Below are 18,108 nucleotides of genomic sequence, written 5' to 3' on the forward strand. Positions count from 1 at the left end.
TCGACGATGTCGCCGGCTCAAGCAGCCTCCCCCGTCGGGCGCGCGAGCCCATCGCGGACGCCGCCGCGTCGATTGGCCCGCTCGCTTCCCTCGCTCACGTCCCAACCTTCTCGCATTCCCGGGCCAAACGGTGCGTAGAAGACGGCCGGGTGCTCCCGATGCTACCGGGGACCGCGGGGCGGCGGCGCGGAGTTGACGAGGGCGAGCAAATGCTCGCGGGCGACGCGCTCGACGACCTCGGCCGTCACCTCGATGCCGAGATGCTCGGCGCAGGCGCAGACGTCGGCCACGCACCTGTCGACGGTGTCGACGGGAACCGTCAGGAACTCGGCGGCCAGGTGAGAGGTCACCGGCTCGTGGAGGACCGCCGGTGGCGCCGAGGGCCCCAAGGGCGCCGAGGGCGTCGAGGGCGCGGCGAGGGTCGGTGAAGGCCCGGCGAAGCGGGTGGTGAGAACGGGCATGGATGTCGCATTCCTCCGGAGTTTCCCGGGGGTATCCCCCGGATGTGTCGGCGAGGACGTGCGTTTTCATTCCACAACTTATCTCGGGAGTGTCAACCCTCGGCGCCGTGATATGGAAAGCTGGCCCCGTGTCTTGACTGAATCCTGCAACAGGGGAGTAAGCGAGTGTCCCCGAACAGGGAGCCGAATTGACGGCGAGTCAGTAGCCTGATCTCGCCTGCAAGCCCGACGGAGATGAGGTGGGCAGTTGCCGGGACGGTCCGGCCCGATCCTGCTATGGTCCTGGCCGCAAACGTTCGGAGACACAACGCCGGCCGGTCGGCGCTCGTGCGCGAGCCCCCTCGCGCCGTTGCGAGGGTTCCGGTGATCGGAGCGGCGGTGTCCCCGGGGTGCGCGGACCGCATCCTGGGCGGGGCTTCCGTCCGCACCTGCCCATCGCCGATGATGTACTCCAGGATCCGGTCCCCCGGAGCCGCGCTACGCCAATTCGCAAGTTTGGAGATGTGCCTCGTGGGAGACCCTGGCACGCGACGGAGGTGCCGACCATGAGCGCCGAAACCTCCGTGCCCCGTCCCCGGGAGTCGGGTGTGGACATCTCAGACTCCGGCCTGCTGCAGGGCCTGCTGTCACAGTCGCCGTTCGCCTTCGCGTTCTTCGACCCCGGTGGCCGCTTCGAGCGCGTCGACGAGGTCTTCGCCGACGTGGTCGGCCTGCCCGCCGAGCGCCTGGTCGGCCGGGCCCCCGGCGAGCTGCTCTCCGCCGACCTGACCGCCCTGATCGAGGGTTCGGTGCGCGGCATCGTCGCGGGGGCCGAGGTCGAGGGCGACCAGCGGATCCGCGTGCGCACCGCCGACGGGCAGACCCACCACTGGTCGCTGACCTTCTCCCCGATCCACGACGACAAGGGCGCGCTCCGCGCGATCTGCCTGGTCGGCGTCGACATCACCGACAGCAGGCAGGTCGAGGAGGACCTCAGGCGCAGCGAGGAGCGCTACCGCTCGCTGGTCGAGGCCCAGTCCCAGCTCGTGTGGATCACCGCGCCCAACGGCGTCGTGGAGGAGGACGCGCCGCAGTGGCGGGCCATCACCGGCCAGGGGCTCGAGGAATACCTCACCCACGGCTGGCTGGAGGCCGTCCACCCCGACGACCGCCCGCACACCGAGGAGGCGTGGCGCGAGGCGCTGCGCGGCCGGACCATGTTCGAGTGGAGCTACCGGGTCCGCACCCGGGCCAGCGGCTACCGGCACTTCGAGGTGCGCGCCGTCCCGATCATCCGGCACAACCGGGTCGTCGAGTGGGTGGGCGCCAACACCGACGTCACCCCGCAGCGCGAGGCCGAGGAGATGCGCGGCCGCCTGACCGACCAGCTCGGCGCCGCGGCCCTGCGGACCGCGCGCCTGCAGGGCGCCACGGCGATGCTCGCCGAGGCGCTCACCGTCGAGCAGGTGGTCCAGGTCATCATCGACGTGGGCCGCACCGCGCTGGCGGCCGACCGCTCGGCCGTGGCGCTGCTCGACGTCGACCGGGCCGCGCTGAAGCTGGTCAACAGCGGCGGCATCCCCGACGTCCCCGGCGCGCCCGGGGAGGAGATCCCGCTGTCGCACTCCAGCGTGATGACCATGGCGGTCAACAGCCGGCGCCCGGTCTTCGCCGAGTCGCCGGAGAGTCTGCGCTCCCAGCTGGTCGACGCGGGCGGCGACGACGAGGCCATCACCGGATTCATCGCCCACAGCGACGAGCGGGCCTGGGTGGGCCTGCCGCTGCTGGCCGCGGGCCGCGCGCTCGGCGCGCTGAGGTTCTCCTTCACCCGCCCGCAGAAGATCTCCCAGGAGGACGGGGTGTTCCTGGAGGCTCTCGCGGGGCAGTGCGCCCTCGCGGTGGAGCGGGCCACCCTGTTCGAGCGCGAGCACCGCACGGCCGAGACGCTCCAGCGCAGCCTGCTGCCCGACCGCCTGCCGGTGGTCCGGGGCCTGGTCCTCGCCCAGCGGTTCCGCTCGGGAAGCCGCCACGTGCAGGTCGGCGGCGACTGGTACGACGCGTTCGTGCTCCAGGACGGCCGGGTCGCGGCGGTGGTCGGCGACGTCATGGGCAAGGGCGTCAAGGCCGCGGCCGGGATGGGCCGTATCCGCAACGCCATGCGGGCCCTGGCGCTGACCAACCCGCCGCCCGCGGCGGTGCTCACCGGCCTCGACAGGGTCTTCGAGGCCACCGAGGAGGAGGAGCAGGTCACGACCCTCGCCTACATGGTCGTCGAGCCGGGCACCGGAGAGGGCACGCTGGCGCTCGCCGGGCACCCGCCGCCCCTGCTGGTCTCCCCGCAGGGCGTGCCGCTGCTGTGCGACGGCGAGCCCGGCACCCCGCTGGGCTGGCCCACGAGCCGCCGGCAGTTCAGGTTCTGCGTCCCGCCGGGCCACACCGCTGTCCTGTATTCGGACGGTCTGGTGGAGAACCGGAAGCGTGGGCTCGATGCCGGGCTTGCCGATCTTTGCTCTGTTGTGACCGAAGCGCCGGCCGAAGTGGTGGGAAGCCCCCACATGTTGCTAGATTTTCTTGTTGATCGCATGCTGTCCGGGTATGAGCAGGATGACGACGTCACAGTGCTCGCGATCCATGTTCCCCTCGCCACGAAGAGTGACTGAATGAAACAGTCATAACGGTTGCTTTCGGGTATCGGTGCCTCGCTTCCGTACGCACTACTCTCTTGGTCGGCCTAGGGTGGAGGGCAACCGCCAGGAGGCGGCCGTATGGATCACGGTGTCATGCCACAATGCTGGACAGGTACGTCGCGGTTCGCGCGGCCTCGTTAATCACAACTAGAGGTAAAAGTGCCCCTAGTTGGGCATCTGGGTCCATTCTCGTCACGCTTTCCTTCGAGAGGTGTTCGTGTCGCCTGCAAGTTCGACTCGCTCGAAGCCATCCGAGCTGAACGAGCCCGTCATTCAGCAGCTGATGGAGCGGGGGCGCTCGCAGGGGTTCCTCGAGTCCGAGGATGTCCGCAAGGCCGTCGAGGAAGCGGACATTCCGATGGCGCAGGTCGCTGGAATCCTGCGAAGCCTCAGCAAAGAGGGCATCACAGTACGGCTGACCGCCGAGGACTCCGCGGCTCCCAAGAAGCCCCGCACTCCCGCCAAGCGCCGCACTGCCCCGGCCGCGCCCGCCGCCGTCAAGAAGACCAAGACCGCGGCGGCGGCCAAGGAGCAGCCGGAGACCGTCACCGCGGTCGTCAGCGGCTCCGAGCCCGCCGCGACCGCGGCCAAGAAGCCGGCGGCCCCCGCCAAGGCGGCCCCGGCCAAGAAGGTCGCCCCGGCCGCCAAGAAGCCGGTTCCCGCCCCGCCGCCGAAGAAGGCCGCTTCCGAGGCCGGGGGCCCGGCTCCGGCGTCCGCCCCGAAGCCGGTCACCGGTGACGACGACGAGGTCATCGACCTCGAGGACGTCGAGATCGAGGACTTCGACCTGGAGGTCGTGGCCGAGGTCGAGGTGGAGGTCGAAGCCGAGGTCGAGGTGGAGGCCGAGGAGGAGCCCAAGGTCGAGGCCGTCGAGGTGAACGAGGACGAGGTCCTCATCCTCACCGACGACGACGACGACGCCCCGGTTCCCCAGGTCGCCGCCGCCGGTGCCACCGCGGACCCGGTCAAGGACTACCTCAAGCAGATCGGCAAGGTTCCGCTGCTCAACGCCGAGCAGGAGGTCGAGCTCGCCAAGCGCATCGAGGCCGGCCTGTTCGCCGAGGAGCAACTCGGCACCGACGGCGAGAAGCTCCCGGTCGACGTCCGCGCCGAGCTGGAGTGGATCGCCGAGGACGGCCGCCGGGCCAAGAACCACCTGCTGGAGGCCAACCTCCGCCTCGTGGTCTCGCTGGCCAAGCGCTACACGGGGCGCGGCATGCTCTTCCTGGACCTGATCCAGGAGGGCAACCTGGGCCTGATCCGCGCGGTGGAGAAGTTCGACTACACCAAGGGCTACAAGTTCTCCACCTACGCCACGTGGTGGATCCGGCAGGCGATCACCCGTGCCATGGCCGACCAGGCGCGGACCATCCGCATCCCGGTCCACATGGTCGAAGTGATCAACAAGCTGGCCCGCGTCCAGCGGCAGATGCTCCAGGACCTGGGCCGCGAGCCCACCCCGGAGGAGCTGGCGCGAGAGCTCGACATGACCCCCGAGAAGGTCGTCGAGGTCCAGAAGTACGGTCGCGAGCCGATCTCCCTGCACACCCCGCTGGGTGAGGAGGGGGACAGCGAGTTCGGTGACCTCATCGAGGACTCCGAGGCCATCGTTCCCGCGGACGCGGTCAGTTTCACGCTTCTGCAGGAGCAGCTCCACTCCGTTCTGGACACGCTGTCCGAGCGCGAGGCGGGCGTGGTCTCGATGCGTTTCGGCCTGACCGACGGTCAGCCGAAGACGCTGGACGAGATCGGCAAGGTCTACGGGGTGACGCGCGAGCGCATCCGGCAGATCGAGTCCAAGACGATGTCCAAGCTCCGCCACCCGTCCCGGTCGCAGGTGCTGCGCGACTATCTCGACTGAGCCTTAACGACAAAGGGTCCGCACCGTACGGTGCGGACCCTTTGTCGTTAACGCCGGTGTAACGGGTCGGTAGCACGTCGGGTGGAACGGGCTTCTAGGCTGCCGCCTCATGGGTGTGGCCGAGGCTGACAGCATTCGCGCCCGGGGACTGCGGGTGATCGTCGATCGTCCGTGGGCGGACGCGATGCTCGACGACGCGGTCGCCGCGGTCCGCCGGAAGGTGTTCGAGGCCGGTCCGATCACGCTCGGCGCGGCCCGCGGCGATCTGGAGAGGCGCGCGCTCAGGGTCGAGGCGCTGGCCAGGGCGGCCGTCGGCCACAGCCGTGCCGTGGAGGCGTTGGCGGCCCGCGACCGGGCCAATCCCGACCTCTGGCTCTGGCTCGGGCGCACCCGCATCGAGGAAGCCTGGACGATCAAGCCTGATGTCAGGGCGCGAGCCGTGCAGGCGCAGCGCGTGCAGGCGTTCCAGGAGGCGATGGAGTCGGCCAGGGGACCGCTTTTCACCGCGGCGTCGCTCGAGCCGTCCGATCCGGTGCCCTGGGAGTCGATCATGTGGCTCTATCTCGGTCTCGACCGGCCGCGCCGGGAGAAGGACGCTGTCTGGTACGAGGCCGTTCGCCGTTATCCGACGCTGTTCCCGGCCAACGTGGCCCGGCTCATGACGTTGTCCCCCGCCTGGGGCGGCAGCGCCCAGGAGATGCTGGAGTTCGCCAGGCAGGCCGTCTCGCGGGCGCCGGACGGGGATCCGATGGCGTCCCTGATGCCGTTGGCACACTTCGAGCGGGTGGCCGCCGAGCGGTCGCCGATGTCGCGCGGCGGCTGGTTCTCCGACGAGGCGCTTCGCGAGGTCGTCTCGCACTCGGGTCGCTGGCCGGGCCGGGACGGCCATCCCCGGTCGGTCGAGGCGCACAACCTGTTCGGGGCCGCCTTCTACCTCGCCGACCTGCGGCGGCCCGCGCGCGGGCACCTGATGCGGACGGGAGGCAGGGTCAGCCGGTTCCCGTGGTCCTACCTCGGAGATCCCGCCCAGCAGTTCCAGCGGGCCTGCGGGCGGCTCCACCTCGTCGCGGCGTGAACCGGGCCGGGATTCCTCCGGCGCGGCGGGACACGCCGTGTCACGTGCCCGCCGTGCCCCCGGTGCCACGCCGGCGGTTCCGCGGGATCCGCAGGAGGGGAACACACGGAAGATCACACCATGACGTCGAGTGTCCACGACCGTTTCCCCGTGGGCGGCGCGCCGAGGGTGATGGAGTGGCCCAGGTGATCCAGAACCTTGGCGAGCTCCTCGGGGCTCCCCGGGTCGACGCCCCCCTCCAGCAGGGAGCGGGCGATCACACCGCGGGTGGCCTTGGCCATGTGGCTGACCACTTTCCCGTCCTTGAGCACCCGTACCGCCACCGCCCGCCCGCCCGGCTGCCACGCCGCCGCGTACGTGCTGGAGCGCAGGTCCACGACCAGGCCGGGCTCGGCGTCGAGCAGCGGCGTGACCGACCGGCGCCAGAATGCGCCCAGGCCGCCGAGCGGCGGCAGCCGCACCCCCATCGACAGCCGGTACGGCGGCACGCGGTCGCCGATCCGCAGCAGGCCCCAGAGGCCGGAGAAGATCAGCAGGCTCTCCGAGGCCCGCGCCGCCGCCTCGGGGGACAGCGAGGCCAGGCCGAGGTTGTCGTAGAGCACGCCGGTGTACAGGTCGGCCGCGGCCAGCGTCGGCGCGGTCCGCAGGAGCAAATTCCTGCCGACCTCCTCGGCCTGCCCCGGCGACAGGCCGAGCACGTCCCGCGCGGCCGGTTTCCGGCACAGCGCGGTGAGCGCGTCCAGAACCTTCTTCCTGGGCGAGCGGAGGGCGGGAAAGCTCAGCCGGGGCAGGTCGAGGGCGGGGCCGTCGCCCCGCGCGGCCTTCCCCTCGGACGGAGGCAGCAGAATCAGCACAGTGGCCGAGCGTAGTGGGACGATCGGGGGGTTAGGATCCTTCAGCATGATCGATGAGGTCTTCGACCGGCTGGTCGACCAGGCCTGGCCGGCGATCCAGCGGGTGGACGCCGGAGGCTGGACGCTGCGCGCCGCGGGCGGTGTGACCAAGCGGGCCAACTCCGTGCTGCCGCTGGGCGAGCCGGAGGATCTTCAAACGGGCATCGAGAGAGCCGAGAAGTTCTACGCCGACCGGGGTCTGCCCTGCGTCTTCTCGGTGGGGGGCGGTGCCACGCCCGGCCTGGACGCGTCGCTGCGGGCGCGCGGCTACCGGGTGGTGGACCCCACACTGATCATGGCGGCGCGACTCGCGCCCGGGGACGGGCCGTCTGAGGAGCCCGGAGGCCCGGGGGAGGCCGGAGAGCCGGAAGAGACCGGGGAGAAGGTCGAGCTCGCTGAGGCGCCCTCGCAGGCGTGGCTGGACGCCTGGTGGAGCGTGGACGGGAGGTTCGGCGGCGACGGTCTGGCGACGGCCGCGCGGATCCTCACCGGCGTGCCCGCCGTATACGCCTCGCTCGGCCGGGAGGCCGTGGGGCGGGGCGTGGTCCAGGGGGAGTGGTTCGGGATCTACTCCATGGCCGTACTGCCGCACGCGCGGCGCCGAGGCCATGGACGGAAGATGTTGCGTGCCCTGCTCTCGCATGCGCGGGCGCAGGGCACACATCGGGCATATTTAGTCGTAGTGGAGTCGAACACCGCTGCCAGGGCGCTCTACGAGCGGCAAGGCTTCACGGTGGCGGGCCGATATCACTATCGGGTCCGATGATGGCTCCATTCGTCTGGTTATCGTTCGTCGTTGCCTGCCGTTGCCGGGGCGTCGCTGAGACGAGCGGACTCGTCCTGGATGTTGGCGCCCTTGTCTCTCAGCACGGCCACGTGCTGCCGCCCGTGGTGGGCGCAGAACAGCAGCTCCCCACCTACGGGCAGGGTCGCGCGGATGTAAGCCTGGGCGCCGCACCGGTCACAGCGGTCAGCAGCTGTGAGCTGCTTGGCGGGGGCGAGGGTTCCAGTCACGTATCGCCTTTCAGGTCATCCCCTGAGGTGGAGGATCTGGCGTCAGTCACTTGAGAGAACATCTAACCCGATACGAACGTTCCCAACCGACCCCCTGCTACGCCCAGAGCGGAAAGTGTCCGAAAGTAACGATGATCACGCCGGATGTAACACCTGTCCCCACCGGATGGCAAGCTTGTACGCGTCGTGGTGGGAAGAACGGTAAGCTGCGCACACGTGTTCGACAGAGTGGGAGTGGGCGTGACCGCAGTTAGCGCGGAGACGGGTTATACGGCCCGCCACCTGTCGGTGCTGGAGGGTCTGGAAGCCGTCCGCAAGCGTCCAGGCATGTACATCGGGTCGACCGACAGCCGCGGTCTCATGCACTGCCTGTGGGAGATCGTGGACAACGGGGTCGACGAGGCCCTGGCCGGCTATTGCAGCCGCATCGAGGTCGAGCTTCACCCCGACGGCTCCATCGAGGTCCGCGACGACGGCCGGGGCATCCCCGTCGACGTCGAGCCCAAGAGCGGCCTGGCGGGCGTGGAGCTCGTCTACACCAAGCTCCACGCGGGCGGGAAGTTCGGCGGCGGCTCCTACGGCGCCTCGGGCGGCCTGCACGGCGTCGGCGCCTCCGTCGTCAACGCCCTGTCCTCGCGGCTGGACGTCGAGGTCGACCGCGACGGGCGGATCCACGAGATCAGCTTCCGCAGGGGCGTTCCCGGCGTCTTCGACGGCGACGGCCCCAAGGCCAAGTTCAAGAAGAAGTCCGGGCTGCGCGACGGCGGCCCCGTGGCGAAGAACGTCACCGGCACCCGCGTGCGCTTCTGGGTCGACCACCAGATCTTCCTCCCCGAGGCCGAGGTCTCCCTCGACGAGATCCACGTCCGCCTCCGCCAGACCGCGTTCCTGGTCCCCGGCCTGACCCTGGCCGTGCGCGACAGCCGCGGCGAGGAGGTCGCCGAGGAGGAGTTCCACTTCGACGGCGGCATCTCGGAGTTCACCGAGTTCCTCGCCCGCGACGAGGCCGTCTGCGAGGTGCTGCGCCTGCAGGGCGTCGGCCACTTCCACGAGACCGTCCCGGTCCTCGACGACCTGGGACACATGACCCCGACCGAGGTCCAGCGGGAGCTCACCGTCGACGTGGCGGTGCGCTGGGGCAAGGGCTACGACAGCACCGTCCGCTCCTTCGTCAACGTGATCGCCACCCCCAAGGGCGGCACCCACGTCAACGGCTTCGAGCGTGCCCTCGTCCGCACCCTGAACGAGCAGTTGCGCGAGACCCGCCTGCTCAAGAACGGCGACGCCCCGGTGACCCGCGAGGACATCATGGAGGGCCTCACCGCCGTGGTGACCGTCCGGGTGCCCGAGCCGCAGTTCGAGGGCCAGACCAAGGAGGTCCTGGGCACCTCGGCGGCCTCCAGGATCGTCGCCCACGTCGTCTCGCGAGAGCTCAAGGAGCTGCTCGCCAACCCGCCGCGCAACGCCAAGGCGCAGCTCCGCGCGGTCCTGGAGAAGATCGTCGCGGCGGCCAAGGCCCGCATCGCCGCCCGGGAGCACCGCGACAACCAGCGTCGCAAGACCGCCCTGGAGAACTCGGCGCTCCCCGCCAAGCTGGTCGACTGCCGCAGCGACGAGGTCGACCGCAGCGAGCTGTTCATCGTCGAGGGCGACTCGGCGCTGGGCACCGCCCGCGCGGCCCGCAACTCGGAGTTCCAGGCGCTGCTGCCGATCCGGGGCAAGATCCTGAACGTGCAGAAGGCGTCCGTCGCCGACATGCTCAAGAACGCCGAGTGCGCCGCGATCATCCAGGTCATCGGCGCGGGTTCCGGCCGCTCGTTCGACATCGAGGCCGCCCGCTACGGCAAGGTCATCCTGATGGCCGACGCAGACGTCGACGGGGCGCACATCCGCTGCCTCCTGCTGACCCTGTTCCACCGCTACATGAAGCCGATGGTCGAGGCCGGGCGGGTCTTCGCCGCCGTGCCGCCGCTGCACCGCATCGAGGTCATCAACCCCACGCGCGGTCACGGAAAGTACGTCTACTGCTACTCCGACGCCGAGCTGCAGCGGGTGCTGCGGGACCTGGAGCGCCGGGGCAAGCGCTGGAAGGACCCGATCCAGCGCTACAAGGGCCTGGGCGAGATGGACGCCGACCAGCTGGCCGAGACGACCATGGAGCCTCGGCACCGCACCCTGCGCCGGGTCCGCATCGAGGACATCGAGGAGGCCGAGCGCATCTTCGCCCTCCTGATGGGCAGCGACGTGGCCCCGCGCCGGGAGTTCATCGTGAGCAGCGCGGCCGAGATCGACCGCGACCACATCGACGCGTGACCGCGACCGTCCCCGCCGGGTGATTCCCGGCGGGGACGGCCGACGGCGAACTCCGCGGCACCGATCGGCCGATCGGGCCGTCGCCGGCCGGGTGCGCCCGCGAGTCGTTCGCCGTGCCCAGGGCCTTCGAACGCCGCCGAACACGCCCGATCGTGAAACCACGGCCGATCGTGACGGGATCCGGCCCCGGCCGGGACCGGATCACGCGGATCACGAGGACCGGATCACGAGGTTCAGATCTCGACCGGCATCAGCTTGCCGGTGCGCACGTCGTAGATGGCCCCGCCGACCGGCATGCCGACGGGCAGGAACGGGCTCGTCCTGATCCGTACGAGATCATGCCGGAGCGCCGCGTCCTGGTCGGGGACGGTGTGGAAGTCCAGGCTGCGGGTGTCGACGCCGCGCCGGGCGGCGATCGCGTGCACCTCGTCGTCGGTGACCTTGGTCATGCCGCAGTCGGTGTGCGGCATGACCAGCACCCGCTCCACGCCCAGCAGGTCGACCGCCAGGACGAGCGTGCGCAGGACGTCGTCGGTGACCCGGGCCCCGGCGTTCCGGAGGATCTTGGCGTCGCCCGGCTTCAGGCCGAAGAGCCCCAGCGGATCGATTCGCGAGTCCATGCAGGTGACCAGGGCGAGGCCGCGGGCGGCCCTGCCGGTCAGTCCGGCGCTGGTGAACGTGGCGGAGAACTCCTCGTTGGCGGTCAGCAGGTCGTCAAAAGCACTCACGTGCGCACCCTTCGGTCGGCGCAATCAACGGACTAATGATGCTTCATGCCCGTTTCCGGAACGTTGCCGGGGGCGCACCTGGTGACGACTTCACCAAGATCCAGCCGCCGCCTCTCACTCTAGGTCATGATGTCGTCACTCAACGTCCGGAAGTGTGGAGAGGCTGATGAGCAGGACCGAATCGCTGGCCGACTATCTTCGTGACCAGGGCAGGCGAAAGCTGGACCGGGTCGAGGTCAGGGACGGGGGCCGCAACGCGCGCTCGGCGCTGGCCCTGCTCGACGCGGCGGTCTACACGCGGTCGCTCAAGGACGACGACCCGTTCGTGGCCGTGCTCGCGGAGGCGGGGTGTTTCGGCCCTCAGGGGACCGGTGAGTTCGAGCCGACGGACCGGGTCGCCCGGGTCGTCCGCTTCTGGGAGTCGGGTGAGCCCTGGCAGCTGCTGATGGCGATCCGGTTCGCGCTCCAGGGCGCGCTCACCTGAGAACGCGGGTTTCAGCCCGTCCGCCGGGGAAAGGCGGACCGCGGCCGTGACGCCGGGCCGGGGCGCCCCGCGTGCCCCCGGCCGATCGGTACGGCAGCCGTTGAGGCTCCCGGTGACACCGCCATAAGATCTTCGTCGGTGCCGAGTGCGGGAGGAAGCATGGGAATCGCGCAACTGAGGTCGATCGTTCTCGATTGTCCGGACCCCAGGCAACTGGCCGACTTCTACAGCGCGCTCCTGGGCTGGAAGATCGCCAGCGTCGAGGACGACTGGGTGGTGGTCACCGGGGGCAGGCCCGGACGCCTCTGCTTCCAGCTGGTCCACGACTACCGGCCGCCGGAGTGGCCCACCGCCGAGCGGCCCCAGCAGTTCCACCTCGATCTGACGGTCGAGAACCTCGACGAGGCCGAGAAGGAGGCGCTGGCGCTGGGCGCGTCCAAACACCCGTACCAGCCGGGCGAGAACGAGGGTTTCCGGGTCTTTCTCGACCCCGCCGGGCACCCGTTCTGCCTGTGCGTCGACTGACCCTCCTGAGTGATCTCAGGGCCTCCGGGCCGATCCGGGCGTCCGGCTGAGTGATCTCCGGGCCTCCAGGTCGATCCGGGCGTCCGGCGCGCTCCCGGCGTCGCGGGCGGGCGGCCGGCCGTTCCCGTGTGTGCCGCTCCGCGGGCACCGGGGCCTCACGGCCGGAAGCCCCGCGAAGGCCCCCGCGGCCCGCCGGCCGCCTTCCGTGATCTCGGAGCCCACGAGGGTTCGCCGCGCAGGGCCCCGGGAGCCTTCGCCGTCCTGGCGGGGCCTCCGGAGCCCTGTCGCGGTCGGGTGGTCACTCCTCGGGGGCGGGAGCCGCCGCTGAGCCCTCCTCGCCGCCTCCGGCGCCGAGGGCGCCGCCCACGGCCGACACGGTGTGGGTGAGCCGTACGCCGGAGCCGTCGCGGCGGCCCAGCTCCTCGGGCAGAGGCACGGGCTTGCCGACGGCCGAGACCGCGCGGGCCGGTCCGGGACCCGCCCAGGCGAGCAGCAGGACGTCCTCGCCCTTGAGGAACCGCTGGACGCGGACCCCGCCGGTGCCCCGGCCCTTCGGCGGGTATTCGGCGAAGTCGGAGATCTTGGCGCCGCCGATCTGGGTGCCTGGCAGTGCCGTCGAGGAACCGGCGATGGTCACGACCTGCGACTCGCGGGCCGGATCGACCGCGCCGAACCAGATCACCACGGCGTCGCCGTCCAGCCGTACACCGGCCATGCCGCCCGCGGGACGGCCCTGCGGGCGGACGACGGAGGCGGAGTAGCGCAGCAGCTGGGCCTCGGAGGTGATGAAGACGAGATCGTGGTCCTCGCTCTCCAGCTCCACCGCGCCCACCACCGTGTCGCCGTCCTTGAGGGTGATCACCTCGAAGTCGTCGCGGTTGGCCGGGTAGTCGGGAACGACCCGCTTGACCACCCCCTGCGCCGTGCCCAGCGCCAGGCCGGGCCCGTCGGGATCGAGCGAGCCGATGCCGACGACCGTCTCGCCCGGGTTGAAGGTGACGTACTCCGCGACCGGGTGGCCGCCGGACAGCGACGGCGGGTTGGCCGAGCGGGGCAGCGTGGGCAGGTCGACCACCTGGACCCGGATCATCCGCCCCTGGTTGGTGACCACGCCCACCTCGCCCCTGACCGTGCTCCGCACGGCGGAGACCAGCACGTCGTGGGACGAGCGGTCACCGTCGCCGGCCAGCGGCGAGGCGTCGAAGGTGCGGGCCAGCAGGCCGGTGGAGGAGAACAGCACCAGGCAGGGGTCGTCGGCCACCTCCAGGGGGACCGAGACGTTCCTCGTGACCCCCGAGGACTCCAGCAGCACCGTGCGGCGCGGGGTGCCGAAGGTCTTGGAGACCTGGGCGAGCTCGTCGGAGACGACCTTGCGGAGCCTGTCGTCGGAGGACAGGATCGCGGTCAGCTCGGCGATCTCGTCGCGCAGGGTCTGGCTCTCGCGGTCGAGCTCCAGCTTGTCGTAGCGGGTCAGGCGGCGCAGCGGGGTGTCGAGGATGTAGTTGGCCTGGGTCTCCGACAGCTCGAAGACCTCCGTCAGGCGCTCGCGGGCCTGGGCGGAGTTGTCGGAGGAGCGGATGACCTGGATGACCTCGTCGATGTTGAGCAGGGCGACGATGAGGCCCTCGACGAGGTGCAGCCGCTCCTCGCGCCTGCGCCTGCGGTACAGGGAGCGGCGGCGGACCACGTCGATGCGGTGGTCGACGTAGACCTGGAGCAGCTCGCGCAGGCCCAGCGTGCGCGGCTCGCCGTCGACCAGGGCGACGTTGTTGATGCCGAAGGTCTCCTCCATCGGCGTGAGCCGGTAGAGCTCCTCCAGCACGGCCTCGGGGATGAAGCCGTTCTTGATCTCGATGACCAGGCTCAGGCCCTTGTGCCGGTCGCTGAGGTCCTTGAGGTCGGAGATGCCCTGGAGCTTCTTGGCGGTGACCAGCTCCCTGATCTTGGTGACCACGCGCTCGGGGCCGACGTTGAAGGGCAGCTCGGTGACGACGATGCCCTTGCGGCGGGGGCTGACCTGCTCGACGGCGCACTTGGCGCGCATCCGGAAGGTGCCCCGGCCCTTGGCGTACGCGTCGCGGATGCCGTCGAGGCCGATGATCGTGCCGCCGGTGGGCAGGTCGGGGCCGGGGACGAACCGCATCAGGTCGTCGAGCGTCGCGTCGGGCTTCTTGATCAGATGGCGGGCCGCGGCGACGACCTCGACGAGGTTGTGCGGCGCCATGTTGGTGGCCATCCCGACCGCGATGCCGGTCGCCCCGTTGACCAGCAGGTTGGGGAAGGCCGACGGCATGACCGTGGGCTCGGTCTCCTGGCCGTCGTAGTTGGGCTTGAAGTCGACCGTGTCCTCGTCGATCGACTGGACCACGGCCATCGCCGCCGAGGCCAGCCGGGCCTCGGTGTAGCGCATCGCGGCGGGCAGGTCGTCGGGGGAGCCGAAGTTGCCGTGCCCGTCGATGAGCGGCAGGCGCATCGAGAACGGCTGGGCCATGCGGACCAGCGCGTCGTAGATGGCGGTGTCGCCGTGCGGGTGGAGCTTGCCCATCACGTCGCCGACGACGCGCGACGACTTGACGTGGCCCCGGTCGGGCCGCAGGCCCATCTCGCTCATCGAGTAGAGGATGCGGCGCTGGACCGGCTTGAGGCCGTCCCTGGCGTCCGGCAGCGCACGCTGATAGATCACCGAATATGCGTATTCGAGGAAGCTGGTGCGCATCTCGGTGGAAACGTCGATGTCGACGATCCGCTCCTCGAAGCCCTCGTCGGTCGGGGGTGTGGTCGTCCGTCGAGCCATCTGATTTCCTGCGCGCGCGCCCCGGCCGTCAGGCCGGGGGGAGGCGCATCCTCCTTCTGTCTTCGTGGTCCAACCGTTGGCGCCGGCTCCCCGGGGAGCCTTGGCCGGGATGTCCGGTGGGAGGCCGGTGACGGGGGCGACCGGGCATCATACCGAGACTCGATACCATACCCAGCCCATCCGACACTTCCGGGTCTTCCCCGGCCTGCCCGCGGGTGCTGCCGCCGTTACGGCGTCGTGCCGGGGGCGGCCGATGTGCCGGGGAGGCCCCGGGTCCTGGGGCCCGCTCCCGGCCAGGGGCCGGGGGTCTCACCCTCGTACTCGTCGCCGGGCACGTTCACCCTGGTGTCGTAGACCCTGAAGCCGCGCGCCTTGTAGTTGGCGAGCGCCACCGGGCTGTCGAGGGAGCAGGTGTGCAGCCACACCCGCCGGGTCACCTCCCGCTCCGGCTGCCGGTCGGCCAGGTCCCAGGCCCTGGCAGCGCCGATCTCCAGGAGGTGACCGCCGATGCCCTTGCCGATCGCCCACGCCAGGAGACCGAAGGAGGCGATCTCGACGGTCCCGCCGTCCTGGGGGACGAGCTCGACGTAGCCCGCGGGGGTGCCGCGGTGGTAGGCCACCCAGGTCTCCACGCCGCCGGCCAGCCAGTCCGCCCACTCGTTCCAGGTCCACGGCAGCTTGTTGGTCCAGTGCCAGTCTCCGCCGACGGCCGTGAGGAGGAACCGGTTGAACTCGGGCGAGGGCAGCTCGGCGCGCACGACGTCGACCTCGACCGACGGCGGCTTGGCGGGCAACAGGTCCGAGCGTGAGGTCTGTTCGAGGTACCAGGTGGTGACGTCCATAGTGGATGCATCAAATCACGGCTCGGAGCCCGTCAGGTCCCCAGCTCCCGGCACCGTGGGTCCGGTGGCGCCGGTGGAACGGGCCGCGGCCCCCCGGCGGCGCCTCACGGAGTCCCGCCGCGCACCCCCGGGCACCCCTCGCGCACCTTCCGTGCCCCCGCCCGCCCCCGCCCGTCCCCCGGGCGCCCTCCTGGCGCCCGGAGGCCCGCCGATCACTCCTCCCGGCTCCCGCCCGGTACGGCCCTCGCCGGGTCCCGTTCCCCTCTCGGGTACGGCATGTGCCGCCCGTGTGTGCCGTACCGGGGGAAAACAGTCGGCGAGACCTGGTACCAATGACCGGGTGAGCGAAGAGCTGATGCTGCGCGAAGAGGCCGAGAAGCGGCTGCGGGCGCTCGCCGGGGAGCACGCCCGGCTGCGCGAGGACCAGTGGGCGGCGATCAAGGCGCTGGTCATGGACCGGCGCCGGGTGCTCGTGGTGCAGCGCACCGGCTGGGGCAAGTCGGCGGTCTACTTCATCGCCACCGCGCTCCTGCGCGAGCTGGGCGAGGGGCCGACCGTCATCGTGTCGCCGCTGCTGGCCCTGATGCGCAACCAGATCGCCGCCGCCGAGCGCGCCGGGATCACCGCGGTCACGGTCAACTCGGCCAACCCCGAGGAGTGGGAGCAGGTCTACAACCAGGTCGCCGAGGGCGAGGTCGACGTGCTGCTCGTCAGCCCCGAGCGGCTCAACAACCCCGACTTCCGCGACCACGTGCTGCCCGAGCTGGCCGAGAGCGCGGGCCTGATCGTGGTCGACGAGGCGCACTGCATCTCCGACTGGGGCCACGACTTCCGCCCCGACTACCGGCGGCTGCGCACGCTGTTCGAGGAGCTCACCGAGGGCGTGCCGATCCTCGCGACCACCGCCACGGCCAACGCCAGGGTCACCCGCGACGTCGCGGAGCAGATGGGCGAGGAGACGCTCGTGCTGCGCGGCGCGCTGGAGCGCGACAGCCTCCACCTCGGGGTCGTGCGCCTGCGCGGCGCCGAGCAGCGCCTGGCCTGGCTCGCCCGCACGCTGCACGAGCTCCCCGGCTCCGGCATCGTCTACACGCTCACCGTGGCCGCCGCCCAGGAGATCGCCGCCTACCTGCGCGAGCAGGGCCACGAGGTGATCGCCTACTCCGGGCAGACCGAGCAGGCCGAGCGGCTCGCCGCCGAGCAGGCACTGCTCGACAACAAGATCAAGGCACTGGTCGCGACCTCCGCCCTCGGCATGGGCTACGACAAGCCCGACCTCGGCTTCGTGGTGCACGTCGGCGCGCCCCAGTCCCCGGTGGCCTACTACCAGCAGGTCGGCCGCGCGGGCCGAGGGGTGGAGCGGGCCGAGGTGATCCTGCTGCCCGGCGCGGAGGACCGCGACATCTGGGCCTACTTCGCCTCGCTCGCCTTTCCTCCCGAGCCCGTCGTGCGCTCCGTGCTGGCCGCGCTGGAGGAGGGCGGCGTGATGTCCACGGCAGCCCTGGAGAACCGGGTGGACCTCAGCCGCAGCCGCCTGGAGACCATGCTGAAGGTCCTCGACGTCGACGGCGCGGTGCGCCGGGTCAAGGGCGGCTGGGAGTCCACCGGCGAGCCCTGGGGCTACGACGCCCCGCGCTACGCCAGGGTCGCCGCCGAGCGCGAGGCCGAGCAGCGGGCCATGCTCGAATACCTCGACACCACCGGCTGCCGAGAGGAGTTCCTGCGCCGCCGCCTCGACGACGACACCGCCTCGCCCTGCGGCCGCTGTGACAACTGCACCGGCGTCCACCGCTCGCCCGAGGTGGACGAGCAGGCCGTACGCTCGGCCGCCGACCGGCTCCAGCGGCCCGGCGTGGACGTCGAGGCGCGCAAGCAGTGGCCGACCGGGCTGGCCGACCTCAAGGGCCGGATCAGGCCGGAGCTGGGCGCCGAGCCCGGCCGGGCGCTGGGCAGGCTCACCGACATCGGCTGGGGCAACCGCCTGCGCGGCCTGCTCGCCGACGGCGCCGCCGACGGGCCGGTCCCCGACGACGTCTTCGCCGCCGTGATCAAGGTGTTGTCGTCCTGGGAGTGGGCCCAGCGTCCGGTGGGCGTCGTCGCGGTGCCCTCGGGCAGCCGCCCCCAGCTCGTCCGCAGCCTCGCCGAGCGGCTGGCCCAGGTGGGGCGCCTGTCCTACCTGGGCGACCTCGGTTACCGGTCGGGCCCGCCCGGACGGCAGTTCAACAGCGCGCAGCGGGTCCAGGCGATCAGGGGCACCCTCGCCATGCCCGCCGCCCTGGGCCCGGCCGTCGCCGGGGCCGGGGGCCCGGTCCTGCTCGTCGACGACCTGGTCGACACCGGCTGGACGATGACGCTGGGAGCCGCCATGCTCCGCCACGCCGGCGCCCCCGCGGTGTTGCCCCTCGCCCTCGCGGTCACCAGTTAGTGCTTTGACCGGAAACGATCACCGGGT

Annotated in this window: 14 protein-coding genes; 8 read left to right on the forward strand and 6 right to left on the reverse strand. The window is 71.1% G+C overall.

The genetic code is table 11. The features are described from left to right. Positions 1-161: 161 nt before the first annotated feature. Positions 162-350: a hypothetical protein gene (locus AB0G15_RS13290; RefSeq protein WP_362838526.1), complete on the reverse strand. Its 189-nt coding sequence runs from the start codon at positions 348-350 to the stop codon at positions 162-164. 656 nt (positions 351-1,006) lie between these two features. On the opposite strand from AB0G15_RS13290, the gene AB0G15_RS13295 reads away from it, so the two are divergent. The 3 genes from AB0G15_RS13295 to AB0G15_RS13305 all read left to right on the forward strand — a co-directional run bounded on the left by AB0G15_RS13295 (position 1,007) and on the right by AB0G15_RS13305 (position 6,063). Then, a complete protein-coding gene (locus tag AB0G15_RS13295) occupies positions 1,007-3,100 on the forward strand; it encodes a SpoIIE family protein phosphatase (RefSeq protein ID WP_362838424.1) in 2,094 nt (697 codons plus the stop codon). A gap of 244 nt (positions 3,101-3,344) precedes the next feature. After that, the gene (locus tag AB0G15_RS13300) at positions 3,345-4,988 is read left to right on the forward strand and encodes an RNA polymerase sigma factor (RefSeq protein ID WP_362838427.1); all 1,644 of its coding nucleotides are present in this window, start codon (positions 3,345-3,347) and stop codon (positions 4,986-4,988) included. Positions 4,989-5,097: 109 nt separating this feature from the next. Next, positions 5,098-6,063 carry a hypothetical protein gene (locus AB0G15_RS13305; RefSeq protein WP_362838430.1) on the forward strand — a complete coding sequence of 322 codons (966 nt, stop codon included), beginning with the start codon at positions 5,098-5,100 and terminating at the stop codon, positions 6,061-6,063. A gap of 113 nt (positions 6,064-6,176) precedes the next feature. On the opposite strand, the gene AB0G15_RS13310 is transcribed toward AB0G15_RS13305, so the two are convergent. Next, positions 6,177-6,917, reverse strand: coding sequence for a peroxide stress protein YaaA (locus tag AB0G15_RS13310; RefSeq protein WP_362838432.1), 741 nt, complete (start codon positions 6,915-6,917; stop codon positions 6,177-6,179). Between the two features lie 46 nt (positions 6,918-6,963). On the opposite strand from AB0G15_RS13310, the gene AB0G15_RS13315 reads away from it, so the two are divergent. After that, the gene (locus tag AB0G15_RS13315) at positions 6,964-7,722 is read left to right on the forward strand and encodes a GNAT family N-acetyltransferase (protein WP_362838435.1); all 759 of its coding nucleotides are present in this window, start codon (positions 6,964-6,966) and stop codon (positions 7,720-7,722) included. Between the two features lie 17 nt (positions 7,723-7,739). Here AB0G15_RS13315 and AB0G15_RS13320 read toward each other — a convergent pair whose 3' ends face one another. Further along, positions 7,740-7,970, reverse strand: coding sequence for a hypothetical protein (locus AB0G15_RS13320; RefSeq protein ID WP_030920243.1), 231 nt, complete (start codon positions 7,968-7,970; stop codon positions 7,740-7,742). A 240-nt stretch (positions 7,971-8,210) separates the two neighbouring features. Between AB0G15_RS13320 and AB0G15_RS13325 the strand changes: the two genes are divergently transcribed. Further along, positions 8,211-10,283 carry a DNA topoisomerase IV subunit B gene (locus AB0G15_RS13325; protein ID WP_362681992.1) on the forward strand — a complete coding sequence of 691 codons (2,073 nt, stop codon included), beginning with the start codon at positions 8,211-8,213 and terminating at the stop codon, positions 10,281-10,283. Between the two features lie 233 nt (positions 10,284-10,516). Here AB0G15_RS13325 and AB0G15_RS13330 read toward each other — a convergent pair whose 3' ends face one another. Continuing rightward, on the reverse strand, positions 10,517-11,011 hold the full coding sequence (locus AB0G15_RS13330) for a carbonic anhydrase (RefSeq protein WP_362838437.1): 495 nt from the start codon (positions 11,009-11,011) through the stop codon (positions 10,517-10,519). 166 nt (positions 11,012-11,177) lie between these two features. On the opposite strand from AB0G15_RS13330, the gene AB0G15_RS13335 reads away from it, so the two are divergent. Together AB0G15_RS13335 and AB0G15_RS13340 are read left to right on the forward strand one after the other, a co-directional pair. Then, positions 11,178-11,495: a hypothetical protein gene (locus AB0G15_RS13335; RefSeq protein WP_362681985.1), complete on the forward strand. Its 318-nt coding sequence runs from the start codon at positions 11,178-11,180 to the stop codon at positions 11,493-11,495. 159 nt (positions 11,496-11,654) lie between these two features. Beyond that, entirely contained in the window at positions 11,655-12,020 is a 366-nt protein-coding gene (locus AB0G15_RS13340) for a VOC family protein (RefSeq protein ID WP_362838440.1), read from the forward strand. 298 nt (positions 12,021-12,318) lie between these two features. Here AB0G15_RS13340 and AB0G15_RS13345 read toward each other — a convergent pair whose 3' ends face one another. Continuing rightward, positions 12,319-14,814, reverse strand: a complete 2,496-nt coding sequence (locus tag AB0G15_RS13345; protein WP_362681979.1) for a DNA topoisomerase IV subunit A — start codon at positions 14,812-14,814, stop codon at positions 12,319-12,321. Between the two features lie 227 nt (positions 14,815-15,041). Further along, positions 15,042-15,656, reverse strand: coding sequence for a GNAT family N-acetyltransferase (locus tag AB0G15_RS13350; protein ID WP_362838443.1), 615 nt, complete (start codon positions 15,654-15,656; stop codon positions 15,042-15,044). 355 nt (positions 15,657-16,011) lie between these two features. Here AB0G15_RS13350 and AB0G15_RS13355 point away from each other — a divergent pair, with 355 nt between their 5' ends. Further along, positions 16,012-18,081, forward strand: coding sequence for a RecQ family ATP-dependent DNA helicase (locus tag AB0G15_RS13355; protein WP_362838528.1), 2,070 nt, complete (start codon positions 16,012-16,014; stop codon positions 18,079-18,081). Positions 18,082-18,108 lie beyond the last annotated feature (27 nt).

Source organism: Streptosporangium sp. NPDC023825 (assembly GCF_040639575.1).
GTDB lineage: Bacteria > Actinomycetota > Actinomycetes > Streptosporangiales > Streptosporangiaceae > Streptosporangium.